Source organism: Pseudomonas sp. LBUM1661, from assembly GCF_059695925.1.
In genome coordinates this window covers 547,379-574,213 of the sequence record NZ_CP166794.1, presented here as the reverse complement: position 1 = coordinate 574,213, position 26,835 = coordinate 547,379, and the positions used below count along the sequence as shown (strand labels likewise).

Genomic DNA, 26,835 nt, shown 5'->3' with positions numbered 1-26,835 from the left:
GGGATGATTCAGGTCAACGCCGTATCAAGGCTTGGCTTTTTCCAGGTAACGGAAGAAGTCGCTGCTTGGGTCCAGGACCATGACGTCGGATTTGTTCGCGAAGCTTTCACGGTAGGCGCGCAGGCTACGGTAGAAACCGTAGAACTCCTGGTCCTGGCCGTAGGCCTTGGAGTAGATCGCAGCGGCCTGGGCATCACCATCACCGCGAACCTCTTCAGATTCACGATAGGCTTCAGCCAGCAACACGCGGCGTTGACGATCAGCGTCGGCACGGATGCCTTCTGCCAGCTCGTTACCCTTGGCACGGTGCTCGCGAGCTTCACGCTCACGCTCGGAGCTCATACGCTCGAACACACTGCGGTTCACTTCTTTCGGCAGATCGATAGCCTTGACCCGAACATCGACCACTTCGATGCCCAGCTCTTTTTCCGCCATCTTGTTCAGCGACGCCGTGATATCGGTCATCAGCGCATCGCGCTCACCGGACACCACTTCGTGCAGCGTGCGCTTACCGAACTGGTCACGCAGGCCCGATTCCAGACGACGGGAAAGACGTTCGTCGGCAATCTGCTTGAGGCCGGACGTTGCGGTGTAGAAGCGCTCGGCATCTTTCACGCGCCACTTGGCGTAGGCATCGACCATCACGGCTTTCTTTTCCAGCGTCAGGAAGCGTTGTGTCGGTGCATCCAGCGTCATCAGGCGGGCGTCGAATTTGCGCACCTGGTTAACGTAAGGCACTTTCACATGCAGGCCTGGCTGAACATCAGCCTGGACCACGCGACCGAACTGCAGCAGCACCGCACGCTCGGTCTGAGCCACGATGTAGAAGCAGTTCCAGGCAGCGATCGCCACGACGACGCCGACAATAAGGGCGATCAGCGATTTATTGCTCATCAGCGACTCTCCCTGGTACGTGCTGGCTGTTGCTGCAGATCAGCTGCTGCACGCGCATTCGCTTCATTGCTGCTGGCTGCCGCACCGGTCACCGAAGTGCTGGTGTTGCGACCACTTTCGACCATCTTGTCCAGCGGCAAGTAGAGCAGATTGCTCTGGCCATTCTTGTTGCCGGTCACGAGCACCTTGCTGGTGTTGCTGAAGACTTCCTGCATGGTGTCCAGGTACAGACGCTCACGGGTGACTTCAGGTGCCTTGCGGTACTCGGCCACCAGTTTGGTGAAGCGATCTGCTTCACCCTTGGCGCGCGAGACGGTTTCGTCACGGTAACCATTGGCATCTTCGATGATGCGCTGGGCCTGACCACGGGCTTCCGGCACGACACCGTTGGCATAGGTTTCAGCCTGGTTGCGCGAACGCTGCTCGTCTTCACGGGCACGGATCACGTCATCGAAGGCTTCCTGCACTTCACGCGGTGCCGCTGCGCTCTGTACGTTGACCTGAGTGACGGTGATGCCGGTGCGATAGGTATCCATGAAGCGTTGCAGACGCTCCTTGATTTCGCTGGCCATCAATTCACGACCTTCGGTCAGCACCTGGTCCATCGCGGTGGAACCCACCACATGGCGCAAGGCACTTTCAGTCGCGTGCTGCAGGCTGATTTCCGGCTGGTCGACGCTCAACACGAAGTCCTGCAGGTTGCTGATCTTGTACTGCACGGTCAGCGGCACTTCGACGATGTTTTCGTCTTCAGTCAGCATTTGACCCTGCTTGGTATAGGCACGCTCACGCGTGACGTTTTCCAGGTACTTGCGATCGAGCGGCGGGAAATAGATGTTCAGACCCGGGCCGACGGTTTCGTAGTACTTGCCGAAGCGCAGCACCACGGCTTGCTCCTGCTCGTCGACAACGTAGACCGCGCTGTACAGCCAAACGGCCGCCAACACGACGAGAACGACACCAAGAATGCCGCCGAAGCCGCCACTCTTGCCCGAACCACCGCCGTCATCACCCCGTTTCTTACCACCACCGAACAACCCGTTCAGGCTTTCCTGCAGCTTTCGGAAGGCCTCGTCGAGATCCGGTGGTCCCTTGCGGTCGCCGTTATTGCGGCGTTTGCCACCCCAAGGATCCTGATTATTCGAGTTGCCACCCGGCTCATTCCAAGCCATAGCGCTCTCCATCTGATAAAGCAAAGACGCACCCACGGCGCGCCGACCAATGCTACAGAATGCCTGTCACCACGGCACAACCGCTTTCTCAGGCTTTTATTGCAAAGTGTGTTGCTCGATGAATTCAGTCGGCTGCAAACCTTCGCGGCTCACCAATCGATTCAACTCGATTCGTGGCAAGCGAACGGCCAGCAAGCTGATGCCTTCTTCGTCGTGTTCTTCTTTCTGTACCGCACCGAGTTCGAAAAACTGCGCACGCAGTCGAGCAAAACGTTGCGGCAAGCGCAAGGTGCCGATAAACAACTCACTGCCCAGCAACTCGGCAATGGCTTGCTCAAGCAATTCCAGTCCACTGCCATCACGCGCCGAAAGCCAGACCCGTTGAGGCTTGCCGTTTTCGTCACGCTGGATTTGTGGCTCAACGCCTTCAAGCAAATCGAGTTTGTTATAGACCTCTAGGATCGGCAAGTCCTGGGCACCAATCTCACCCAGCACCACCATCACCTGCTCGATCTGCAACATGCGATCCGGTTCGGCCGCATCGATCACGTGCAACAGCAGGTCGGAGTTGCTCGACTCTTCGAGGGTAGACCGAAATGCCTCGACCAGCTTGTGGGGCAAGTGGCGGATGAAACCCACAGTGTCGGCCAGGACAATCGGCCCCAGGTCGTCCAGTTCCAGACGGCGCAAGGTCGGGTCCAGCGTGGCAAACAACTGGTCAGCCGCGTACACGTCGGATTTCGTCACGTTATTGAAGAGCGTGGATTTACCGGCGTTGGTATACCCCACCAAAGACACGGTAGGTATATCCGCACGCGAACGGCCGCGTCGCGACTGTTCGCGCTGGCTGCGCACTTTTTCCAACCGGCCTTTGATCTGCCGCAAGCGAACCCGCAGCAAACGGCGGTCGGTTTCCAGCTGGGTTTCACCCGGGCCACGCATGCCGATACCGCCACCTTGACGCTCAAGGTGAGTCCAGCCACGAACCAGCCGGGTGCTCATGTGGTCAAGCTGGGCCAGTTCTACCTGGAGCTTGCCTTCATGGGTACGGGCGCGTTGGGCGAAAATATCGAGAATCAGACCGGTGCGGTCGATCACGCGACACTCGAAAACACGTTCGAGGTTACGTTCCTGACTGGGCGTGAGGATGTGATTGAAGATCACCAGATCTGCCTTTTCGGCATGAACCAGGTCGCGTAACTCCTCGACCTTGCCGCTACCGATCAGGAATTTGGCGGTTGGCCGATGACGCGGCACGTTAAAAAACGCAACGGTCTCGGCGCCAGCCGAATTAGCCAATTCCTGAAACTCCTGCGGATCTTCGCGCGCCTCAGGGTCCTGTCCATCCAAGTGAACGAGGATCACTCGCTCACCACCACCGTGGCGCTCAAAGAACAAAGGAGACTCCTATCAGGCGTTACCTGGCTCAGTGTCACCGGCTTCGGATTCGGTTGCGCTAGGCAGACGAATTGGACGAACCGGCACCACTGTAGAGATAGCGTGTTTGTAAACCATTTGGCTGACGGTGTTTTTCAGCAGGATAACGAACTGGTCGAACGACTCGATCGTACCTTGCAGTTTGATCCCGTTGACCAGGTAGATGGACACCCCAACTTTCTCTTTACGTAAAGTATTCAAGTAAGGGTCTTGTAGCGAATGCCCTTTTGACATGTGCCGCACTCCTTTAAGGATTCAATATAAAAAATAGGTAAACAGATGGCTTGTGGCCGTCACACCCCCAAGGATAGACGGCAATTGCAAGGACTCAGCTCAATATGGAGATGGTCCCCAGGTATTTCAAGGCGCGCGGCAGATTGTCGCAATCCAGGCTGTCCAACCAGTGTAAATCAGCCCAACTGCGCAGCCAGGTGAACTGGCGCTTCGCCAATTGGCGCGTGGCAATGATTCCACGCTCCTGCATCTCGGCTTGCGTCAGCTTGCCATCCAGGTAGTCCCAGACTTGTCGGTAGCCTACTGCACGTATCGACGGCAACCCGGCGTGCAGGTCACTTCGTTTACGCAGGGCTACGACCTCGTCAATGAATCCCTGTTCCAACATTAGCGTGAATCTTTGTTTAATTCGCTCATGCAGTACCTGTCGATTTGCCGGAGCAATCGCCAAGTTCGCGACAGTATAGGGCAATTGTTGGCGTCCCGAAGCGGCTGCTTCAGTACTTTGCGCAGATTGTTGCAAACGCAGTGCGGTCATGCTCTGACCGCTGACCCGATAAACTTCCAGTGCTCGACTGAGGCGCTGGGGATCGTTCGGATGAATACGCGCCGCAGATTCCGGGTCGATCACCGCCAATTGCTCGTGCAGGGCCTGCCAGCCAAGGCGTGCAGCTTCTTCTTCGATCTGCGCGCGGACCTCGGGATCGGCTGCCGGCATGTCCGCCAGACCTTCGACCAAAGCCTTGTAATAGAGCATTGTGCCGCCCACCAGCAGCGGTATTTTGCCGCGCGCGGTGATCTCGGCCATGGCTTCAAGGGCGTCACGACGGAAATCAGCGGCCGAATAGCTCTCTGCCGGGTCGAGAATATCGATCAGACGGTGCGGGAATTCAGCCAAAAGCGCTTTCGAAGGCTTGGCGGTGCCGATGTCCATGCCGCGATAGACCAGCGCCGAATCGACGCTGATCAGCTCGCAAGGCAAGACTTTGGTGAGCTCGATGGCCAGATCGGTCTTGCCGGCAGCCGTCGGCCCCATCAGGAAAATCGCAGGAGGGAGCTGGCTCATCAACGACCGCGCAAGAACAGTTTGTCCAGATCGTCCAGACCCAGTTGGGTCCAGGTCGGTCGGCCATGGTTGCATTGACCGCTGCGCTCGGTGTTTTCCATATCGCGCAGCAGACCGTTCATTTCTGGCAAGGCCAGGCGCCGATTCGCACGAATCGCGCCGTGACAGGCCATGGTGCCGAGCAGTTCGTTCAGGTGCGCCTGAATGCGGTCGCTGGTGCCGTATTCCATCAGGTCCGCGAGTACGTCGCTGACCAGTCGATTGGCTTCGGCCTGCTTGAGCAACGCCGGAATCTGCCGGATCGCCAGGGATTCCGGGCCCAGGCGCTGCAATTCAAAACCCAGGCGCTGGAACCAGGCGACGTGCTCTTCGGCGCAATCGGCTTCACGCTGACTGACTGCGAGGGATTCCGGCACCAGCAGCGGCTGACCGCTCAATCCTTCGCTGGCCATGGCGATTTTCAGGCGTTCGTACATGATCCGCTCGTGCGCGGCGTGCATGTCCACCAGCACCAGGCCTTGGGCGTTTTCCGAAAGTATGTAGATGCCCTTGAGCTGCGCCAGCGCGTAACCCAGCGGCGGGATGTCGTCCTGCCCGGCCGGCAGTGCCACGGCATTGGCTTCGGGCAACGGCGCAAAGAACTCGCGGTAGGCGGCCTGAGCTTCGGCGACGGGAACGCCGGACTGAGGCCGAGGCGTGTACTGATATTGATAACCGGCGCCAGCGCCCGAACCTGCCGCCGTATTAAAGGCGGGCTGTGGCTGAGGCTGCTCAAGCAGTGCGTTGGCCGCCAGGCGCATTTCGCCTTGCGGGCCGAATTCGCCGGCGTCGATGCCGGTAGGCCGAACGATGGCCGTCGCCACAGGCGCCGCCAGATGATCTTCCGGGCGCACATCGCCCAAGGCGCGGTGCAAGGTGCCGTAGAGGAAATCGTGGACCATGCGCCCGTCACGGAAGCGAACTTCGTGCTTGGTCGGGTGCACGTTGACGTCGACGCCCGCTGGGTCGACTTCGAAAAACAGCACGAACGTCGGGTGCCGGCCGTTGAACAGCACGTCACGGTACGCCTGGCGCACCGCGTGGGCCACCAGCTTGTCGCGCACCGCACGGCCGTTGACGAAGAAGTACTGCAAATCCGCCTGGCTGCGGTTGAACGTCGGCAACCCGACCCAACCCCACAGGTGCAAGCCGTTACGCTCGATTTCGATCGGCAGCGCTTGCTCCAGAAAACCCGAGCCACAGATCGCCGCCACTCGCCGGGCCCGGGCCGCGTCATCGTGGGCCTCGTGCAGGCTGAGAATGGTTTTGCCGTTATGGCGCAGATGGAACGCCACATCGAAACGCGCCAGCGCCAGGCGCTTGATCACTTCTTGCAGGTGATCGAATTCGGTTTTCTCGGTCTTGAGAAACTTGCGCCGCGCCGGGGTGTTGAAAAACAGGTCACGCACTTCCACCGACGTGCCCACCGGATGGGCGGCCGGCTGCACGCGCGGCGCCATGTCCCGGCCTTCGGTCTCGACCTGCCAGGCCTGATCGGCATCTTTTGTGCGCGAGGTCAGAGTCAGGCGCGCCACGGAACTGATCGACGCCAGTGCCTCACCACGAAACCCGAGGCTCATGACTTGTTCAAGGTCTTCGAGGTTGCGGATCTTGCTGGTGGCGTGACGCGCCAGGGCCAGCGGCAAGTCATCGGCAGAAATGCCACTGCCATCGTCGCGCACCCGCAGCAGCTTGACGCCGCCCTGTTCGACGTCGACATCAATACGCCTGGCGCCGGAGTCGAGGCTGTTTTCCAGCAGCTCCTTGATCACCGACGCCGGGCGTTCAACCACCTCGCCGGCGGCAATCTGGTTCGCCAGCCGTGGGCTGAGCAGCTCGATGCGCGACGTGTTGGTCAACACCTGGTTCATTCTTTGGCCGCCAGTTCAGTGCCAGGAATGGTCAAGTGCTGACCGACCTTGAGCTCATCATTCGACAGCTTGTTGGCGCTGCGCAGCGTGGCCGGAGACACCTGATAGCGCACGGCAATCATCGCCAGCGTCTCGCCGGGATTGACCCGATGGTCACGCGGTCCTTGGGCGATCCCACCGGAATCACGCAGCCAGGCGATGTAGGTGCCCGGCGGTGGGTTCTGCTGGAAGAACTGGCGCACGCCGCTGCTGATCGAACGCGCCAGCGCCTGCTGGTGGTTCGCTGCGGCAAGCTTCGAGGCTTCGTTGGCGTTGGAGATGAACCCGGTTTCCACCAGGATCGACGGAATGTCCGGCGATTTCAGCACCATGAACCCGGCCTGCTCCACGCGCTGTTTGTGCAGTGGCGTGACACGGCCAATGTTGGTCAGCACCTTCTGGCCGACGTTGAGGCTGGACGTCAGGGACGCCGTCATCGACAAATCGAGCAGTACGCCTGCCAGCATGCGGTCCTTGTCATCGAGGCTGACGTTGCCGGCACCACCGATCAAGTCGGAACGGTTTTCACTGTCGGCCAGCCAACGGGCGGTCTCGGACGTCGCGCCGCGATCGGATAACGCGAACACTGACGCACCAAACGCAGCGGCGGAAGGCGCGGCGTCGGCGTGGATCGACACGAACAGGTCGGCGCCCTTCTTGCGGGCAATTTCGGTACGGCCGCGCAACGGGATGAAGTAGTCGCCGGTACGGGTCAGTTCGGCGCGGAAGCCTTTCATGCCGTTGACCTGACGCTGCAATTCGCGGGCGATGGCCAGCACCACGTCTTTCTCACGCTGACCGCGAGAACCCGAGGCGCCCGGGTCTTCGCCACCGTGGCCGGCGTCGATCACCACAATGATGTCGCGCTTGCCGGCCGGTGCGGGCGGCAGCTTGACCGCCGGCTCCACCGGAGTGACCGGGACCGGGGCCACCGTCGCGACGTTGGTCGGCGGCGGGATTGGCGCTGCGTCGGCGGGGTTATCGAACAGGTCGACCACCAGGCGATTGCCGTACTGGGCATTCGGCGCCAGGGTAAAACTTTTCGGCGTGACGGCTTTTTTCAGGTCGATGACCACCCGCAGGTCGGTCGGCGTACGCTGAGCCGAGCGCATCGCGGTGATCGGGGTGTTCGAGCTGTTGACGTTCAAAGGCGCGCCAAGACTGGCACCATTGATGTCGATCACCAGCCGATCGGGGGAGCTCAGGGTAAAAACACTGTGCTGGACGGGGCCGGTCAGGTCAAACACCAGTCGTGTGTTGTCCGGCGCCCGCCACAGGCGAACACTGTTGACCTTCGTCTCGGCCACAGCGTCGACGGTCACCGCCAAAAACAACACCCCTACGGCAGCAACCAACGCGCGAAAGCGCATACCTAACCCCATCATTTAATTGGATTCCAATGCCAAAGCGGCACACCACGACTCGCCACGCGAGCCCTGGGATAAAATTTTCAGCGAACGCCCGCTGTCTTGCGGGCTAATGGTAATGGTCAGGTCGGGCTTTGGCAAAAAGCCTGCACCCTTCTGGGGCCATTCGATCAGGCACAACGCGTCGTCTTCGAAGTAATCACGGATGCCGAGGTACTCCAGCTCTTCGGGATCGACCAGGCGATAGAGGTCGAAATGGAAGGCGCGGATATCGCCGATCTCGTAGGGCTCGACCAGGGTAAAGGTCGGGCTTTTTACCGCTCCCACATGCCCCAGGCCCCGGATGATGCCGCGGGACAGCGTGGTTTTACCCGCCCCCAGGTCCCCCTCGAGAAAAATCAGACCGTGCCCTTCAGTGGTTTGTGCGATGCGTGCGCCAAACGCGGTCATCGCCTCTTCATCAGCCAGGTATAGGGTTACTTCAGACACGGTGCTTGCTCCTCCAATAACTGACGAATGGCTGGGATCAGATCACTGGCCGCCAGTCCACGGCCCGATTTACCTTGTTGCGCGCCGGCATTGGCGTGCAGCCAGACCGCCAGGCTGGCGGCCTCGAACGCCGGCATACCCTGGGCCAGCAAGGCGCCGACCAGACCGGCCAGCACATCGCCCAAACCGGCAGTGGCCATGGCCGGATGGCCCTGATGACACACCGCCAAACGCCCATCGGGGCTGGCGATCAGGCTGCCGGCGCCTTTCAGAATCACCACGGCGGTGTATTTTTTGCTCAACGCGTGTGCGGCCGCGGGACGATCCGCCTGAACCTCGGCCGTCGATATCCCCAGCAACCGCGCCGCTTCGCCGGGGTGCGGGGTGATCACACAGTCCTTGGGCAAGCTCACATGTTCGCGGGCCAGGAGATTCAACGCATCCGCGTCCCAGACTTGTGGCAGCGGTGCGTTAGCCGCGGCCGACAACAGACTACGTCCCCATGCCGCTTGACCAAGCCCCGGGCCGACGACCAGCACGCTGACCTTCTCCAGCAGGCCCATCAATTGATTGGCCGACGAAGTCCCCAGCACCATGGCTTCGGGCACCCGCGTCAAGGCAGCGGAAATATGTTCACTGCGAGTCGCCAGGGACACCATGCCGGCCCCACTGCGCAGCGCACTTTGCGCGCTCAGCAGGATCGCGCCACCAAAACCGCGATCACCGCCGATCAACAGGACATGACCGAACTTGCCTTTGTGCGAAGCGGGCGCCCGGGATGCGAGGCGTGGCAGGTTACAGGCCGTCAGACGACGCGCCGTGAATGGCGCCCCATCGAATAATTCCGGTGGTGCTTGCAGGTCGTTGAAGACCAGTTCGCCGACCACGTCTGCCGCATCACCGGTGAAAAGCCCCAGTTTCAAACCGATGAACGTCACGGTCAGGTCGGCTCGCACCGCAGAACCGAGCCTGCGACCGGTGTCGGCGCACAGCCCTGAAGGGATATCCACCGCCGCCACTGGCAAACCGCTGGCATTGATCGACGCGATGACGCTGGCGTAGGGCTCGCGCACTTCACCGGTCAGGCCGGTGCCCAGCAAGGCATCCAACACGACGCCGCGCAATTGCGCCTGCGCGGTCCAGCTTTCGATTGTAACGTTCTCGGCGACGGCCTCGGCATGCGCCAACGCCGCATCGCCCTGCAAACGCTGAGGATTGCCAGCAGCCAGCAGTCGGACCGACCACCCGGCCCGCCGGGCCAGTACCGCCACCAGATAGCCGTCACCGGCGTTGTTGCCATGGCCGGCCAGCACCGTCAGTTCATGGGCTGTCGGCCATTGACGGACCAACGCCCGCCAGGTCGCATGGGCTGCGCGCTGCATCAATTCGAAGCCCGGTGTGCCGGCCGCGATCAGGCTCGCATCGAGCCCACGGACTTGCGCGGCGCTGTACAGCGCGTCGGGTAATTCATCTTTAGTGTGCGGCATGCGTCTTCGGGCTCCGATGTCTGGCAGAATTATACGCACCTCAGCTCCGGTTTCTCTCGCCTCATGCCTGCTATTACCACAGACCTGCCCGCCCTCGCCCAATCCATTAAGGATTGGGGTCGTGAGCTGGGTTTCCAGCAAGTCGGCATCAGCGGCCTCGACCTGGCCGAGCATGAGCAGCACCTGGAGCGCTGGCTCGAAGCCGGCTACCACGGCGAAATGGACTACATGGGCGCCCACGGCAGCAAACGCTCGCACCCGGAAGAACTGGTGCCGGGCACTTTGCGCGTGGTTTCGTTGCGCATGGACTACCTGTCGGGCGACACCAAAATGGCGCAATTGCTGGCCCAACCGGAAAAAGCCTACGTCTCGCGTTATGCCTTGGGCCGCGATTACCACAAATTAATTCGTAAGCGCGTGCAACATCTGGCCGAAAAGATTCAGACCGTCATCGGTCCCTTTGGCTACCGCGCCTTTGTCGACAGCGCCCCGGTGCTGGAAAAAGCCATCGCGGAAAAGGCCGGCCTGGGCTGGATCGGCAAAAACACCCTGGTCTTGAATCGCAAGGCCGGCAGCTATTTCTTCCTCGCCGAACTGTTCGTCGATTTACCGCTGCCGGTTGACCCGCCGCACGCCACCGAACATTGCGGCCGCTGCACCGCGTGCCTCGACATTTGCCCGACCAACGCCTTCGTCGGCCCCTATGTACTGGACGCCCGGCGCTGTATTTCCTACCTGACCATCGAACTCAAAGGCGCCATCCCCGAAGACCTGCGAGCGCTGATTGGCAATCGGGTATTCGGCTGCGATGACTGCCAGATCGTCTGCCCATGGAACCGCTTCGCCCGCCCCTCCGGCGAAAGCGACTTCAAGCCCCGGCACAACCTTGACAACGCCGAACTGGCCGAACTGTTCATGTGGGACGAGGACACGTTTCTCGGCAACACCGAAGGCTCGCCGCTGCGGCGTGCAGGTTACGAAAGCTGGCTGCGCAATCTGGCAGTGGGATTGGGGAATGCGCCTTCAACGATTCCGGTGCTGGAAGCGTTGAAGGCGCGACGGGATTATCCGTCGGAAATGGTCAGGGAGCATGTGGAGTGGGCGTTGCGACAACACCTTACCCGCAGCGCTTAGCGTAAACAGAAGCCTGCCTGGGGCTGTCTTGCATCAATATCTCCTGCCCTGTCCGCTGCTTTAAGAACCTTTTACTGTATGGCTGATCTTGTGAAGCGTCACAACCCGCGAGTCCCTGTTGGCGAAGAAAAAAAGCCGAAGACCTCCGTTGAGTCTGATCTCGGTGAACCCCGTCGGATTGAGTCCCGTTGCCCTATCGGTTTTGCTTGCATCGAACTTGATCATCTCGCGGAACTTGGTGTGTTTGCCGACCTGCATAGCGGCATCTTCCGGGGGTAAACCAAGGTCCCTGATAATATTTTTGAACTGGAAGAAACGATCGCGAGACGACCCCTCCAACATTTCGAAACCCGAAAGATTGCGCTGCGTCGTGTAAGTCCACTTTGCAGCGGTCGTTTCTGCGGCCTGGATGGATGATCCAGCCCTCGCGGCCCCGGCGGATGACCCAGCCATCGCTCTGCCGCTCATCCCGCTTCTCATCGCCCGTGCAGCCCCTGCGGAATCACTGCTTAACGGGACCCTGAGCTTTCCAGCGACCTTGCTGGCCCCCTGAAGCGTAGCCCCGACGCCGGCGACAGCAGATGCCACACCCAGCCCAAGACTTACATAGCCAAGGATGTCACCCAACACCGATTGCGGCGCAACCTCGTGCGCAACTGCACTCGCGATGCCCGTAATCCCGGAAGCCAACGCTAACGTGAGGCTCGCGATCGCCAGCGGCGTCGCGGCACCAAAGGTCAGGATGCTCGCCGCGATGCTGAATATCGAAAGACCAACTCCCAAAACAGACTGCCAGGAAACGTGTCCGGTCGGATCAACCCGATTAATCGGGTCGCCGAGGCAGTAGGCGTATGGATTCAGCCCCCCAGCACCAAACGGGCTCAGGTTGTCCGGGCTGAGAAAGCGCATCAATGTCGGGCTGTAGGCCCGATACCCATTGCCCAACAGGTACAGGCCGGTCAGCGGATCGAGTTGCTCACCATTGAAACCTGCCAGGCTGAACACCCCGCCCTCCGCAGGACGAAATCCGTAGGGACTGTAGGCAATTTCGCTCCGCTGCGTACCCGCCACGAAGGTTAAGACGCTTTGCTGCAGGTCCGTACCGATCTGCTGAACGCCAACGTCCGATCGCTGCTCGCCCAGCAGCAGGCCGGACTGGCGCCAGCAGGTGCGCAAGTCCTTGCCATTGATCTCATTGATGACGCGCCCTTCATGATAGAAGCGTTGGGCAAGAGAACCCGCCGGCCCAGACAGCTCAACCAGGCGATCGCGCGCGTCGTAGTGATAATCGCGGATCACCGCGCCTGTCGCAGTGGCGATTCGCGTTAGCCGGCCAAGTGGGTCGTAGCTGAGCGAACGTGTCAGGTCGTCCTTGATCATTTGGCCGTCAGCGTCGTAATGCAGTGTGACGGGGGCGGGATAATCGGTGTGGGAATGGCGAACCTCGAGCAGTTGGGTCGGATCAACAGTGCCATAGGTGAACGTCGCGAGGTTGTCGCCGCCGGGAAACTCGGTGCGCACAGTGACAATATTGTCCAGCGCATCGAACACATAGCGCTGGCTGATGATCTCTTTACCGTAAGGATCGCGTGCTCGTTGCGCCCCGTCACAGGTGTAGCCACTGAGCCGGCCTCGTTGATCGTAAGTGAAGTACTCGTCGCGCAGCACCTCTTCACCGCTGCTGAGCACCTTCTGCGCCAGCTTTCCGGCCAGGGTATAACTCGATGTCAGGGTTTGCGTGGCGACCCCATCGATCACAAACGTGCGCGATGTTTCTCGCCCCAGATCGTCGTAGGCCAAACGGGTCTCCAGGGAGCGTCCGGTTTGCCTGTCCTGGGAATCTATGCGCTCCAGCAAGCCCAAGGCGCCGTAGACCAAGTCTGCTTTCAGCGCACCCTGCTCAAATGAATTTGCTCGCCCCCATTCGTCGTAGCCGGTTTTGTGTTCATTGCCCAGCACATCGGTATAGGTCAGGGGTCGGCCGCCGAATGAGTAGGTATAAGAGGCTGTCTGGTGTTGGGCGCCGACAGTGGTCTCATTTTTGAGTCGGCCGGAAGGGTAATACTCGAAATGGGTTTCACGCCCTTGCTCTATGCAGCTCGTGGGCTGTCCGTGCACCGGGCTATAGGTGTAACTGGCGACTGATCCAGTCGCCTTGCGTTGCATCAGTCGCCCACCGAAGTCGCGTGCGTAATCAAACTCGACCCTCTCACCACTAGCGCTTTTTTGCCAGGCCGGCTGCCCGGACCCCGCCTCGTAGCCGGCACTGCACGTGCGCCCACCGATGGTGCTTGCAGTCAAACGGCCCAGCCCATCGAACGTTTGCTGCCCAAGGCGTTGACCAGACACTTCCATCCGGGTGGGCAGCGGCTCGGGGCTGTGAATTGCGAACTCGGTTTCCACGATGTGCCCGTCCGGCAATTCGCTTCGGCACAGTCGATTGAACACGTCGTACCCAAACGTCGTCCTGTTGCCAACCGCATCCGTCTGACTGGCCGCTCGACCCAACCCGTCATAACCATGAACGATCTTGCCCAGGCTTTCACCTTCGAGGTTGAACGCTTCGACAGTGTCCGGTTTACCGAAATCATTGAAGCGGGTGACGGATTTGCTCATGCCTTCGAACCAATACGTCTCGGTTCGTGACACCGGATCGTAAGTGCGATGCTCTTTGCGCCCGTCAGCATGGGTCGTGGTTTTGACCTGCCCCCAGTCATCGTAGTCAAAAGTGGTTGTCATCGGCCGGGCAACCCCCTGCCACCAGTCAGTGTGCGTTTGTTCTACCAGTCGTCCGAGACCGTCGTGGCGCGCGGCGAAGATGACGCGCGTATGGTTCATGGCTGCTTCATCAGGGTTATCGCAATCCTGCTCTTCGATCCCGATGACTCGTCCGAGACCGTCGTAGCCAGTCTGTTGTAAAACGCCTGCCAGATCGGTTGAACGCACGGTCGCCGGCGCTTCGTCGCTGGCTGCTTGATACACCGTATGGCTCGTCGCGGCGTAGGGGGTACCTGCCGAGACGGTCGTGCTCACGATCCGTCCAATGGCATCGTATTGGTACCGGGTCACGCCTTCGTCTTCACTTCGTTCGGAGCGCTTCATTCCGTTCAGCGCGGAAAATGTCTGCGATGAAGTCGTGCTGGCACCCTCAAATCCGACCGTGGTGACGCTCAGCGTCAAAACATCCCGAGCACTACTGTACTGATGTTCGGAACGAGTCTTGAGGCCGTTCATTTCAAGCGTGCGATGACTCAACAGCCCATGGCGCGTCGAGTCTTGCGGCGTGTTGAAATAGGCCAAGTCGTAGCGTGAACGCAACGCCTCACCCTTATCGGTCAGCTCATATAACTTTTCCTCAACAGGCAGAATCATGGGGCACTGCGAACCATCAAGGCCCTTATGGAGCGCGTAGCGAAAACGCGTAACCGTCGTACTGGCGGCAAATTCAGTGTTTGCTGGAACAATCGTCCGCTGTTTTACGTAACGAATGAAACCTGAAGTGTCGGCTGGGCATCCATCCCCCCCGGTAACCGGATAAAACTCGGAAACAGTGATCACACCGCTGGGTTCGGCCTGCTTGATCAAATTACCGAAACTGTCGAACTCCGTACGAGTGACTTCGTCGCGAGAAATACCGGTCTCCGAGTGCTCGTAACGTCGAGTCATCACACGCGGCAAACGGAATTGTGGCGGCTGCTCGGCAAGGCTCTTTCCGGACTCCAGGTGGTATTCCATCAGTTCTGACGTCACTGCATCAGCACACGTTGTGACCTGGGACAGCAATAGGTGAAATCTGTTGTAGGTTCGCACTGTGGAATGATGAATCTTTTTGCCAAGCATCAGGTTTTCGGTCGACGTATAAACATAGTCAGGGGCGGCGGCATCCAGGTTATCTCCCACTTCGGACCAGTTGAATTCGCCACCAAAACCCAAGAAATTGGCGTCCGAGAACGCATACTCAGTCAGGATGGCTGGCTGATCGTGTTGCGGGTACACCGTATGAGAGCTGACACACGGCATTGACTGCATAGGGGCCAGGGGCGGAAAGAAGTGCCGATCCTCGGTATAGCTGATGACTTCCCGCCCGCCCAGCGGTGAATTGACTTGAGTGAGGCAACTGAGACCACCAACGATCTCGTATTCCAACTCCCATTTTTCGCCAGTGGGCAAGCGAATGGTTGAAATGCGCTCATCTGTCAGAGACAAGGTAATGTGGGTCTCCTCTATCGTTCCCGGGTACCGAGTGAGCGTGACCTGACTGTCACTTGTCACAACGTCCAATAGTAAACGCTGCGTGTCTCTCACCTCTCTCAGCACTGGCTGGTCGTTGAAGGTGACATATCGGAGGAAGATACTTGCCCCGTTGGCCGCCATGATCTGCACGGGCACCGCAATACCGCTTTGCTCATACACTTCCAGCGTTTCCCGCGTCCCGTTTTTATTGAGCAGCTGAAAATGATCGACATCGGGCCTGGTCACTTTGACGGTGTCGAGTTTTTGCTCTGCAAATATCAAACTCGACTCAAGCTCTGTTGCTTTATAGCGCTCGCCTGTCGGCAACGTCATGATTTTATTTAATGTGTCATAACGCGACAAAGCGATTGACCAGCCAGTTCCAAAACCGACATTCACCGCATTTAACGGATTAAACTGAAGTACAACACCCAACGAAGGTCCGTTTGCACTTCCAGAGGTTATCTCACCCAACGATAATGAAAAGGTGTATATCCCGGTTCTGTGGTCAACCCCCCCTTGTAGAAAACTACTAAAATTAAACGCATTGGAGTACAAGGAATTTGTTTGCTGAGCTTGCATTAAATCAACCCCGCTCCAAAATGAAGTCAGCCGGCCGCACATCAAAATCCGGCCGTATTCGCAATTTATGCGCCGTACCATAAGCGTCATAAGCGGTAAAACCAAAAATGCCCCGATTCGCATAAGAATCGGAAGAAAAAGACTCGCCCACACCACGAATGATGGAGAGCTCACCGTCTCTGTCATTAACCTCTATATTGTAAACTTCGTGAGATCGTTCGCCCTCTGCGGGTGGGAGCACCATGACGACCTCCTTATCTTCCACCGCTGCCAACTTACAATCCACATACCAGCGATAATCATTGTCGATATATCCGCCATAGGCATCAAATACAGTCCTTGTCAGCCTGTAGTGATGGCCATCGTCAGCTGCCGACCAGTCCACCAGCCTGAGTTGACGACCTGCTGGATACAAACCCAGATAGCAGTGAAAAATTTCGTGATTCCATCTGCCTTCGCTGCGCACGCGTCCTAACTTGAAATCATCCATGGAGTAAGTCACAGGGGCCTCGGCGACCAGGGTGACACTGCTGTCATGTTTGTCGCCCACGGTCGTGTTATTGGTCCTGATTACCCTGTCGTTCAGAACTACCGACGCACCTACGTGTACGGTATCCACCACCGTTGAAGAAACCCAATACTCAAGAACCGTAATGTCAGGCTCGACACTTTCCAGAGGGGCCTGCGTTGCTTCGGAACCCGACATTGCATACCAATACTGGTTAGGTCGTTCGCTCACTTGCCAATCTCCCTGCAACACCTTGCCTGTACGGTAATTAATGAGCCGGACAGTATGAAAAACCGACGGACTCAGGGGCACCGACTTTCCGTCTTTATCTTTACCCCTGAGCGTGACCAATATACGAACCTGCATATTTCCATTGGCGTACAGGCTCTTCGACTGAGTCGCCGACGACGCATCAAAACTTACATTAAAGCGGGTAAAACCTTTTACTTCAGTCATAGCACTCATGCGATTCACTCTTTCCATTAATTGCAGTCACAGCCTTCAATGTTGCGCGGCTTCCTGACTAGACAAATAACAAAAATCAGAACCCTGTCCCACTCAAAAAAACAATCAAGACATGTACAAACCATAACCCCCCTATTCTGAAGAACCCAACGCACAACACTGATATACCCAAAACGGCTCAGTCATCTTCTCCAGCGCTCTCCACCCCGCTGTCCTCCCCTTCAGACTCTGCGCCCCCATCATGTTCAGCAACCCATTCGTCATCGACCTGGATGAGCAACTTCCTGTCAGCGCCGGCACTTTCGATATAGCTGACAACCCGCTGCTTACTCACATCACTCAACGGATTATTTCGAAAGTTGTAGTTGGCTTCGCGTGTATCGGAAACTTCAAATAACTCATCAGGCAACATTGTTATTTCATTGAATGTCAAATCGGCGAAAGCCAGGCTCTCAAGTGAGAACACTCCGTAGGGAACCGTCGTCAACCCTGTGTTTTTCAAGTACAGACTGTCCAACTGCTTCATGTAGCCGACATTGGGGGCCCATTCCAGCGGATTGTTTTCCAAATCCAGAAGCGTCAAACCTTCGATGTGTGCCAAACCTTCGACAGTGGCTTCGGTGAGCCGGATATCACAATCATCGAGCGTCAACGAAACAAGCTCGCGCATTTGATAAACCTCGACGGGGAAAGCCTTAAGGGCGAAGCCAGACAATGTCAGGGACCGAACGCCCGGGAAGCTGGCGAAAAAAGCGTGGCCTCCCGCACGGGAGGAACTGCTCAGTGACAACTCGCGCACATGGCTGAAATCGGCCGACAATTCGGGCAGCCCACCCAGAATGTCCAGTTCAAACTCAAGCGTCGTGATGTAACGGGTAGCCGTGTCCAGCAAGGCCTGCATGAAACTCAGTCTGCACTGACGCTGAACGGCAATTTCAGCATCTGTCAGTGGCGCCCCGGTGCGAGGATGAACAGACGGCACATCAATGCTCCACATCTCCAACTCATTGACCAGCACAACGTGTTCGTTTTCCAGCCTGGCAATAGCCAGCAGGGGATCCCCGGTCAGTCGCTCCCTACGCAAGGCCGCCATCTGCTCTTCAGAAAGCGTTGGATAAAGGGCTCGAAGCCGTTGTGCGATGGTTTGCGCCTGAGCTGGCTTGAGATCCTCCCCTCCTAACAAGTAACCAGAACGCCCCACGGCCAGCCCCATGGGCGAACGGACGGCAGGCCCCAGCGGTGGCTGCTCGAACAATGCGCGCACCACGGGACGATCCAGCAGCGGTTGTCGCCTGAGCATTTGTTTCAGTCCGGCCCACTGCCCCACATGGGGTAACCCCAACGCCAGGCGTTGCGCGTCTGGAAGCGCATGCATCACCGCACCATATAGCGTGTCGAGCCCGTGCAATTGCTCACCGGAACCATCGTGTGCCTGGTAGTGCCCACCCTGCCTGACCAGCACTTTACGCAGCGGTGCCTCGCTGCGACCGATACTGTCCAGCAACGCCCCATCGAAACGACTGTCACGCATCTCGATACGAACATCGGCTGACCACCCGTTCAGTGTTTCGAGCATGTGCAGCGCCAGCCTGTCGCTATCCAGGCTGGTGACAGAATCCAGGTAAAGCCCTTCGCACGCCCGGCTGAGTCGCACCTCTCGCAAATAGAAAAGCGCTTCGTGCGCCATTCGTTTCGTTATTCCAGGGTGATTGCGCATGTGCAGGCGATCAGCCGCACTGGCATTGCGCGATAGCTCTTGAGCGATCGTTTTCGGCAGATCGGGGAAGATCCGGCGTAGCTGCCGCGTGTCTGTCTCAGCACGCTGTTCGAATGCCTCTTCACGTGCCTTGAACAAGGCGCCACGATGTTCCTCGGCCCAATCGGCCATCTTCGAACGCAACCTCGCTGTTCGAACGTCGATCCCCGTCAATGAATCACCAAACGCCGGACTTTCATCCAGCAGTTTTTTCAGCGTCGCTTCGTCCAGTGATTCAACGATGCCTTGAACCCCATTATCGTTGCGCAAACGGCTCTCAGGTACGCGGATACCTTGCGTTTCCAGCAGCTGAACTTGCAACTGTAGATCAGCTTTTGTGTACACAGCCGGATCCGGACTTTGCAGCTGCGCACGGAACATCTTGATCTGCTCATCAAGTCTGAATCGCCGAATGCTGTCTTCAAGCAAAGCCGGCGGACGCCGAGAGTGAACGTGCATGTCACGCAGTACGGCTTCATCAATGCCGCTGACTTCCAGGATGCGTCGAGCGGTGCCATCGGAGAACTCGGCCACTGAATGACCCAAACGACGAAACAGTTGTGCGCCTTGCCATTCCATGGGACGGTCGACTTCATGCGCCCAGGCCCCGGCACCGTTGTGCGTGAGCCTTGGTCGGTAGGCGTTTGGCCGTTGCGGATGACGGACGTGCCGGGCACTTTCGCCTGGCCCGGTGCCCACCTCGTACAAACTGCCTTCGAGCGGCAGGAACGTCGCCCCCCCGTGTTGATGCAAACCCAGTTCGTCCGGCACGGAACCGGCTGGCAATGAAGCATCGTGCTCATAAGGCTTCAGATCAGGATTCCACAGTCGCGTCCGGCCATCTTCCAGCACGACGGGCTTGAGACTGTCGACAAAGGTCGAGGGTTTGATAGCGAGCACCTTCCCGGCCACCGCACCAGCCACCGCGAACACGCCCAGTTGCGCGAGATTTTCAGCGATGGCCAGCAGGTGATCGGATGCCTCGACCACCTGCCCTTCGGCCCAATCCAGAATACCGGTACAGGCCTCGTCCAATAGCTGGTAGGCGGTGTACGCCAACATCAATTCGCCTAGAAACGGCACAAAGGGCACCGCCACCAGGGTCGCGACCTGCAGAACGATCGAGGCGATTTTTTCCAGACTGTCCCAGGTTTCCCAGCGAGATTTGCGGTCTTCATCCGCGGTAGGTACGGCAATGACACGGGCGTCGTTGAGAATCTTGTTGAGTTTTTGCTGATACAACCAGGTCCACGGATCGCCATGAACCGTTCGCGAGTCCCACTTCATCACGGTCAAAGGATCGTTGAGAGCAGCAAAAAAATAACCGCGCTGCTCATGAGCGACGAACCGGGCAAAAAAACGCTGGTAGTCCGCAGAGCGCAACCGGCTTGCCAACTCTGCCCTGAAAGCAGCCGTCGACGGGTACTCTTTGATCGGATGCTGCGGATCATCGGGGATGTACACGAGCACCGGCTCTACCCTGGAAGCACGCTCCAGATCACCGGCCAGCAGCAAGATCCCGGTCAACTCCGCCTTCATGACCTGCAATTGATGGCACTGCAAAACCGGCGCCCCCAAGGCAGGCTTGGTGCCGCCATCGAGCAGATGTAACAAAGAGGCGTGCGAATGAAGGCCGATATCCCCTTTCATGCGAGCCAGGAGTATCGCAGCCCTGAACGCGTCTTTCTGGCTGGTCTTTACATAGAGTTCCAGCACTGCCCTGGCGACAGCATCCTTGGGCAATAACAACGTCTCCAGTTGCTGGGTGTACTGGCCACCGATGTCCAGTTCACGACACATCGAAATAAAAGCGCCGACACTCATGCATTGATTAACAGCGAGCACATCAAACTGCCCTGACATGTTGGGTTCGCTGATAAAACAGGAAGCTGCATCGAAGTAGTGAGTACCTTCTTCCTTTGCCTCAAAGTTGTGCAAGGCTGCATCCAGCAAGGAAAGAGTCTTAACTTGATAGCCCGCTAAAATACCGGTGGGCCGATAGAGCTTCAGATAGACCCTGGTGACATCCACTTCAATGGCGAAACGTTCGTTCAATGCCTGTCGAAGCAGGGGCTCTGCAAACTGACGGACATTTGCCAGCCGCTCAAACGCCCGATCAACCCTGGTTTGCGAGACCCAACTCGCCTTGATGGCTTGTGCCAGCGCCAAGTGAGAAGCCGCCGAGGCGGTCTTGTACCATTCAGGAATCGCCACGGCAGTGCGCTTCAACGACATGCGCCTGTCTGGCGAAGCGCGAATCAGCCAGTGGGGGATCTTTTCTTCAATGAACTGTTGATGACGGTTGCCATGGGGTTGCTGCGCGGGTATGTCAAACATATAGGTAGTCTTTAAGCCGAATTAAAAGCGCAGCTTATTGAACTATCTACTCATAAATGCCTACATAATTACCGCACTCACACAGGCAAAGAGTGCTCACACCGCTATTTACTGCTCGTCGTTATAAACGAACTTGGGCATTTCCCAGTGAAAACGGATCGCCAGCAAGCGCAGCAGAAAGCCGCCAAACAAGGTGATCAGGATCGCCTGTTCTCCCGGCAGGTTCAGGTAAAGACATAACATGTAGCACCACGCCGCCGCGAACGAGACGCTGGCGTAGAGCTCGCGGCGGAAGATCAGCGGGATGTCGTTGCAGAAGATGTCCCGCAGGATGCCGCCGAACACCCCGGTGATCACGCCGCTGACCGAAGCCACGAGCATGCCGTGGCCCATTTCCAGGGCGGTCATGCAGCCGATCAGGGTGAACGCCACCAGGCCCACGGCGTCGAGCACCAGAAACAGCGAGCGCAGATGGCGCATCCAGCGTGCGGCAAAGACGGTGAACATCGCCGCGACTGAGGTCAGCACCAGGTATTCCGGGTGTTTGACCCAGGTCAGCGGGTAATGGCCGAGCAACACGTCGCGCACCGAGCCGCCACCGAGGGCGGTGACGCAGGCGATCAGCACCACGCCAAACCAGTCCATCCCGCGACGGCCGGCGGACAGGGCACCGGTCATGGCTTCGGCGGTAATGGCGATCAGGTAAAGCATCAGCAACATGGTGGCGGTCCTTGCAGGAAGGCGCGCAGTCTACTCACTTCACCCGGGCACCAAAAGTGGGCGCACGATCAAATAGACCGCGTCTCCTTCTTCGCGGGCATGCCTCGCTCCTACGGGTACAACACAGGGCCTGTAGGCGCGAGGCTTGCCCGCGAAAGCATCGGTGCAGGCCCCGCCAGATCAGAACTTGATAAAGTGCTTGCGGTAATGCTGCAACTCGGCGATCGATTCGCGAATGTCGTCCAGCGCCAGGTGGGTGCTGCCCTTTTTGAAGCTGTCGCGCACGTCCGGCGCCCAGCGTGCGGCCAACTCTTTAAGCGTCGACACGTCGAGGTTGCGGTAGTGGAAGAAGCTTTCCAGGGATTTCATGTGGGTATAAAGGAAGCGACGGTCCTGGCAAATGCTGTTGCCGCAGATCGGCGACTTGCCCTTCGGCACCCATTTTTCCAGGAAGGCGATGGTCTCGGCTTCGGCTTCGGCCATGCTGATGCGGCTGTCGCGAACCCGTTGGGTCAGCCCGGAGCCGCCGTGTTGACGGGTATTCCACTCGTCCATGCCAGCGAGGATTTCATCGCTGTGGTGGATGGCGATCACCGGGCCTTCGGCCAAGGTGTTCAAGTCACTGTCGGTGACGATGGTGGCCATTTCGATGATGACGTCGGTATCCGGGTTCAGACCGGTCATTTCCAGGTCGATCCAGATCAGATTCTGTGGGTTTTGCATGTGTCGGCTCCTAGGCAATGCTGCGCAGTTTAGCCTAGGCAAGTGGCCGGGCGTGCTAAACTCGCGGCCGTTTTACCTAATCGCTGCATTCTTGATACGGAACACCCATGGCCAAACGCCAACTCAATCGTCGTCAAAACTGGCGCATCGAAAAGATTCAGGGCGAGCGCGCTGCCCGCGCCGCCAAACGCGAGTCCTCGGCTGTCGAGGCACTTGAAGGTGGCGACCTGGGTCCGGAACAGACGGGCCTGGTGATCGCGCACTTCGGTGTGCAAGTCGAAGTCGAAGCGCTCGATGGCGAGTTGGCCGGCCAGGTGTTCCGCTGTCACTTGCGCGCCAACCTGCCTGCGCTGGTGACCGGCGATCAGGTGGTCTGGCGTGCCGGCAACCAGGGCATCGGGGTGATCGTGGCGCAACTGCCACGTAAAACCGAACTCTGCCGCCCGGACAGCCGTGGTCAGCTCAAGCCGGTGGCGGCCAACGTCGACATGATCGTCATTGTCTTCGCCCCGCTGCCCGAGCCCCACGCCAACCTGATCGACCGCTACCTCGTCGCCGCCGAGCATGCGGGCATTCGTCCGTTGCTGCTGCTGAACAAATTCGACCTGATCGACGAGCAGAACGCCCCGGCGCTGAATGCTCTGCTGGCGGTTTACCGCACGCTGGGTTATCCGGTGCTGGAAGTGTCGGCGCACCACGGCAACGGCATGGAGCAACTTCAAAAACAATTGGACGGGCGCATCAGCGTGTTCGTCGGCCAGTCCGGCGTCGGCAAGTCATCGCTGGTCAACAGCCTGCTGCCGGAAGTCGAAACCCGTGTCGGCCCGCTGTCCGAGCTGTCCGGCCAGGGCACTCACACCACAACCACCGCGCGGTTGTTCCACTTCCCCGGTGGCGGTGAGTTGATCGACTCCCCGGGTATCCGCGAATTCGGCCTGGGCCACGTCAGCCGCGCCGACGTCGAAGCCGGCTTCATCGAGTTCAACGACTTGATCGGCACCTGCCGCTTCCGCGACTGCAAACATGACCGCGAGCCGGGTTGCGCTCTGCTCAAAGCTCTCGAAGAAGGCCGCGTGCAGCAGCAACGGATGAACAGCTACCGCTCGATCATCGCCAGTTTGCCGGAAAGCAGCTATTAAGTAGCCTGGATCATTTTCGTGATGCCACGAAAATGATCGGCAGCTTCCCGCGTAAAAAAAGCCGCGATCATCTCGCGGCTTTTTTGTTTTCAGCGTGCGGCTTTTTCCAGCGTCCACCCCAGCACATCCAAAGCATCACAGCCATCCTGGATCAACATGTGCGCAGCATTGGCGAAATGCTCCAGGTCGTGTCCTTCGGCTTCTTTGACGCACAGGCAGGTGACGCTGTTGAGCAGATTGCGCGCGGCTTTGAGTCGGTGGACGGCAGTTTCAAGAAGATCGGAAGCGCGGGCTTCGGTGTCGATGTACAGCGTCGGTCCGACGCTGAAGTTGCCTTGGAGCGGGTGGTATTTAGGCATGACTTGAATCTCATCTGATAGGTGAAACTCCCACCCTTTCGTGGCTAAACGAATTGGGGTGGTAGCTGTACGCGGGTTAGCCAACCGGACAGATGAACCCGGCACACCCGAAGGTGTCCCACGCACAGCCACCATAGACATGTAGATGTCAGGCAGCAAAAAGCGCCGCGATTATACGGGCGCTTGTGCATCATCTGTTACGACTGGCTAAAGTCGATCACCGATTCGTCGGCGACGGACAAACTATAGGCGAGCCTTAAGCGAAGAAAAACCCGGTTTAAACGTCTCGGAGACTTCCTACACCTTTCTCGGACATGCCCTCACTCCTTGATTTTTAACGCAATCAGAAGATCTTAAATGCGCAGCGTTTATCCTGTTTAAACGCGTCATCGTTAACGACCTTCGCGAGCAAGCTCGCTCCCACAGGGAAACGCATGCGCTGAAATCAGGCCGGCCGGTAGGCCGCCGTGCTTTTGATCTTGATGCACCGCCCCATCGAGAGGCTTCGTTCCGGTTCTGCGCAGTGGGCAACCCGGCAGGGATGCCGGGTTAGCCGCCCCCGGCCATGGATGGCCGATGGCGGCGGGCCCACGGAGCAGGACCGGAGCGAGGGCATGCCGAGCCTTAGCGAGGCACCGAACGAAAGGGGCAGAAGCGCTTTGGTTACTTTCGACTGGGCCGGCTTCCGGATTTTCGAAAGTGACCCGCCGTAAGGGCGGAACCAATAGCAGGCGTTACCGCAGAAATGGATATGTACACTTGAAGAGAATGGTCGGCTATAAAGCCGCCTTCGCTGGCAAGCCAGCTCCTACAAGGGGCCGCGTCTGGCTTCCAAACCAGTGAAAGCCGCAAAAAAAAGCCGACATCACTGTCGGCTTTTTTGTGGGTCACTGCTTCGGTGGTTCTGCGGGCTTCGGGTTATCGAACAGATTCAGACGTTCGCGCAGCTCATGCGCCGGCAATGGTTCCTTGTCCGCCGGCAACGCATGCGGATCAGCCGGCACTTCACCCGGCCCACCCTGCCCTTGCGTCGGCTCCGGAGCCGGTTCCGCCCCCTGCGAACCTTCGATGGCACGCTGGGCTTTCTTGGTCAGCACGACGATGTCGATACGACGGTTGACCGGGTTGAACGGATTATCGCGATCAAACAACGCCGACGAGGCATAACCGACAACACGTGCCACCTGCGCTTCCGGATAGCTGCCGGCCACCAGTGCACGGCGTGCCGCGTTGGCACGGTTGGCCGAGAGTTCCCAGTTACCAAAATCGCCGGTGCCGGTGTACGGCTTGGCATCGGTGTGGCCGCTGATGCTGATTTTGTTCGGCACCGCTTTGATGGTGTCGGCCATGGCCAGCAGGATGTCTTCGAAATACGGTTTCAGCCGCGCACTGCCGGAATCGAACATCGGCCGATTTTCCGCGTCCACGATCTGGATGCGCAAACCGTCCGGGGTGATTTCGAAACTGATCTGGTCTTTGAATTTCTTCAGTTGCGGGTTCTCTTCGACCTTGTTCTGCAGTTCTTGCAGCAACAGTTCGAGGCGTTCTTTCTCGACCTGCTCGGCCATGCCTTCGACCTGTTCGGTGTCGATGGTCACTTTGTCCGGTTGCGGCTGGGATTTCACCTCGGGGTTGAGGGTGTTCTCCGGCGCCAGGGTCGGCGTGCCGCCCAAGTCGATGATGTACGGCGTGCCGCTTTCGGAAAAACCGACCGGGTCCTTGAAGTAGCCGGCGATGGCGATCTTCTGTTCTGGCGTGGCAGTAGACAGCAGCCACAGCACCAGGAAGAACGCCATCATCGCCGTCGCGAAGTCGGCGAAGGCGATTTTCCATGCCCCGCCGTGATGCCCGCCGGCGATGCGCTTGACGCGCTTAATGATTATCGGCTGATTATTTTCCATGACTTAACGTCCGCGAACCGCTTGTTCCAGCTCAGCGAAGCTAGGACGGTGCGCCGGGTACAGCACCTTGCGGCCGAACTCTACTGCCAGTGATGGCGGCATGCCGGAAGCGGAAGCGACCAGTGAGGCCTTGATGGCTTCGTAGACGTTCAGTTCTTCCTTGGCATCGTGGGCCAGGGAATGGGCCAGCGGGCCGAAGAAACCGTAGGCCGCGAGAATACCGAAGAAGGTACCCACGAGTGCCGCACCGACGTGCAGGCCGATGGATTTCTGGTCGCCTTCACCCAGGGAAGCCATGGTCACCACGATCCCCAGTACCGCCGCGACAATACCGAAACCGGGCATGGCGTCGGCGATGCCGTTGACGGCGTGGGACGGGTGCTCCAGGTCTTCCTTGAGGCTGTAGAGTTCCATGTCGAAAAGGCCTTCCAGCTCATGGGGAGCCATGTTGCCGGAGGACATGATGCGCAGGTAATCGCAGATGAATGCGGTCATGCGGTCATCTTTCAGAACCGTCGGGTACTTGGCGAAAATCGGGCTCGCCGCGGCATCTTCGATGTCGCCTTCAATCGCCATCATGCCTTCGCGGCGGCTCTTGTTGAGGATCTCGTAGATCAGGCCCAGCACTTCCAGATAGAACGTGTGGTTGAAGCGCGAACTGAACATGCTCAAGGACTTCTTGAGCACGTGCATCGTCATGTAACCGGGGTTGGCCTGCAGGAATGCGCCGAGCGCCGCGCCACCGATAATCAGCACTTCGAAGGGCTGGATCAGGGCGGCAATTTTGCCGTGGGAGAGCACGTATCCGCCGAGTACGCTCGCGAATACGACGATGATGCCGATTATTTTAGCCATAGGTAGGAGAGCACTTACTGAGTCGGGT

At 58.6% G+C, this 26,835-nt stretch carries 19 protein-coding genes; 2 read left to right on the top strand and 17 right to left on the bottom strand.

Annotated features, from left to right (window positions below; translation table 11 throughout):
• Positions 1–24 precede the first annotated feature (24 nt).
• The 9 genes from hflC to ACA057_RS02535 all read right to left on the bottom strand — a co-directional run bounded on the left by hflC (position 25) and on the right by ACA057_RS02535 (position 10,095).
• Positions 25–894 (bottom strand): protease modulator HflC, encoded by an 870-nt coding sequence (gene hflC, locus ACA057_RS02575; protein ID WP_059405812.1) that lies wholly within the window; start codon positions 892–894, stop codon positions 25–27.
• Positions 894–2,066 carry an FtsH protease activity modulator HflK gene (hflK, locus tag ACA057_RS02570; protein WP_059405813.1) on the bottom strand — a complete coding sequence of 391 codons (1,173 nt, stop codon included), beginning with the start codon at positions 2,064–2,066 and terminating at the stop codon, positions 894–896. Before hflK ends, hflC begins: the two co-directional genes overlap by 1 nt.
• A 96-nt stretch (positions 2,067–2,162) precedes the next feature.
• Positions 2,163–3,464 carry a ribosome rescue GTPase HflX gene (gene hflX, locus ACA057_RS02565; protein WP_059405814.1) on the bottom strand — a complete coding sequence of 434 codons (1,302 nt, stop codon included), beginning with the start codon at positions 3,462–3,464 and terminating at the stop codon, positions 2,163–2,165.
• A 12-nt stretch (positions 3,465–3,476) separates the two neighbouring features.
• On the bottom strand, positions 3,477–3,737 hold the full coding sequence (gene hfq / locus ACA057_RS02560) for an RNA chaperone Hfq (RefSeq protein ID WP_057397732.1): 261 nt from the start codon (positions 3,735–3,737) through the stop codon (positions 3,477–3,479).
• Between the two features lie 94 nt (positions 3,738–3,831).
• The gene (miaA, locus tag ACA057_RS02555; RefSeq protein ID WP_401362539.1) at positions 3,832–4,803 is read right to left on the bottom strand and encodes a tRNA (adenosine(37)-N6)-dimethylallyltransferase MiaA; all 972 of its coding nucleotides are present in this window, start codon (positions 4,801–4,803) and stop codon (positions 3,832–3,834) included.
• A complete protein-coding gene (mutL, locus tag ACA057_RS02550; protein ID WP_497345713.1) occupies positions 4,803–6,713 on the bottom strand; it encodes a DNA mismatch repair endonuclease MutL in 1,911 nt (636 codons plus the stop codon). Before mutL ends, miaA begins: the two co-directional genes overlap by 1 nt.
• Positions 6,710–8,137 (bottom strand): N-acetylmuramoyl-L-alanine amidase, encoded by a 1,428-nt coding sequence (locus ACA057_RS02545; RefSeq protein ID WP_401362528.1) that lies wholly within the window; start codon positions 8,135–8,137, stop codon positions 6,710–6,712. The genes mutL and ACA057_RS02545 overlap by 4 nt, the downstream gene beginning before the upstream one ends.
• Positions 8,138–8,608, bottom strand: coding sequence for a tRNA (adenosine(37)-N6)-threonylcarbamoyltransferase complex ATPase subunit type 1 TsaE (gene tsaE, locus ACA057_RS02540; protein WP_059405818.1), 471 nt, complete (start codon positions 8,606–8,608; stop codon positions 8,138–8,140). It lies immediately after the preceding gene.
• Positions 8,596–10,095, bottom strand: a complete 1,500-nt coding sequence (locus tag ACA057_RS02535; RefSeq protein WP_497345710.1) for an NAD(P)H-hydrate dehydratase — start codon at positions 10,093–10,095, stop codon at positions 8,596–8,598. Before ACA057_RS02535 ends, tsaE begins: the two co-directional genes overlap by 13 nt.
• A 63-nt stretch (positions 10,096–10,158) precedes the next feature.
• On the opposite strand from ACA057_RS02535, the gene queG reads away from it, so the two are divergent.
• Positions 10,159–11,229 (top strand): tRNA epoxyqueuosine(34) reductase QueG, encoded by a 1,071-nt coding sequence (gene queG / locus ACA057_RS02530; RefSeq protein WP_497345708.1) that lies wholly within the window; start codon positions 10,159–10,161, stop codon positions 11,227–11,229.
• 60 nt (positions 11,230–11,289) lie between these two features.
• Here the strand turns inward: queG and ACA057_RS02525 are convergent, their stop codons facing one another.
• The 5 genes from ACA057_RS02525 to orn form a co-directional block, all read right to left on the bottom strand.
• Positions 11,290–16,044, bottom strand: a complete 4,755-nt coding sequence (locus ACA057_RS02525; protein ID WP_497345706.1) for an RHS repeat domain-containing protein — start codon at positions 16,042–16,044, stop codon at positions 11,290–11,292.
• A gap of 4 nt (positions 16,045–16,048) precedes the next feature.
• Complete coding sequence (locus ACA057_RS02520; RefSeq protein ID WP_497345704.1) at positions 16,049–17,017, bottom strand: hypothetical protein; 969 nt, start codon at positions 17,015–17,017, stop codon at positions 16,049–16,051.
• Positions 17,018–17,195: 178 nt separating this feature from the next.
• On the bottom strand, positions 17,196–21,110 hold the full coding sequence (locus ACA057_RS02515) for a dermonecrotic toxin domain-containing protein (RefSeq protein WP_497345702.1): 3,915 nt from the start codon (positions 21,108–21,110) through the stop codon (positions 17,196–17,198).
• A gap of 108 nt (positions 21,111–21,218) precedes the next feature.
• On the bottom strand, positions 21,219–21,830 hold the full coding sequence (locus tag ACA057_RS02510) for a trimeric intracellular cation channel family protein (protein ID WP_497345700.1): 612 nt from the start codon (positions 21,828–21,830) through the stop codon (positions 21,219–21,221).
• Positions 21,831–22,010: 180 nt separating this feature from the next.
• Entirely contained in the window at positions 22,011–22,553 is a 543-nt protein-coding gene (gene orn / locus ACA057_RS02505) for an oligoribonuclease (RefSeq protein ID WP_008035288.1), read from the bottom strand.
• A 107-nt stretch (positions 22,554–22,660) separates the two neighbouring features.
• On the opposite strand from orn, the gene rsgA reads away from it, so the two are divergent.
• Positions 22,661–23,692 (top strand): small ribosomal subunit biogenesis GTPase RsgA, encoded by a 1,032-nt coding sequence (rsgA, locus tag ACA057_RS02500; RefSeq protein ID WP_497345698.1) that lies wholly within the window; start codon positions 22,661–22,663, stop codon positions 23,690–23,692.
• 89 nt (positions 23,693–23,781) lie between these two features.
• On the opposite strand, the gene ACA057_RS02495 is transcribed toward rsgA, so the two are convergent.
• From ACA057_RS02495 to motA, 3 genes are all read right to left on the bottom strand, one after another.
• Complete coding sequence (locus ACA057_RS02495; protein WP_461952106.1) at positions 23,782–24,051, bottom strand: hypothetical protein; 270 nt, start codon at positions 24,049–24,051, stop codon at positions 23,782–23,784.
• 887 nt (positions 24,052–24,938) lie between these two features.
• Positions 24,939–25,952 (bottom strand): flagellar motor protein MotB, encoded by a 1,014-nt coding sequence (gene motB / locus ACA057_RS02490; protein ID WP_497345696.1) that lies wholly within the window; start codon positions 25,950–25,952, stop codon positions 24,939–24,941.
• 3 nt (positions 25,953–25,955) lie between these two features.
• Positions 25,956–26,807 carry a flagellar motor stator protein MotA gene (gene motA / locus ACA057_RS02485; protein ID WP_497345694.1) on the bottom strand — a complete coding sequence of 284 codons (852 nt, stop codon included), beginning with the start codon at positions 26,805–26,807 and terminating at the stop codon, positions 25,956–25,958.
• Positions 26,808–26,835: the final 28 nt, after the last annotated feature.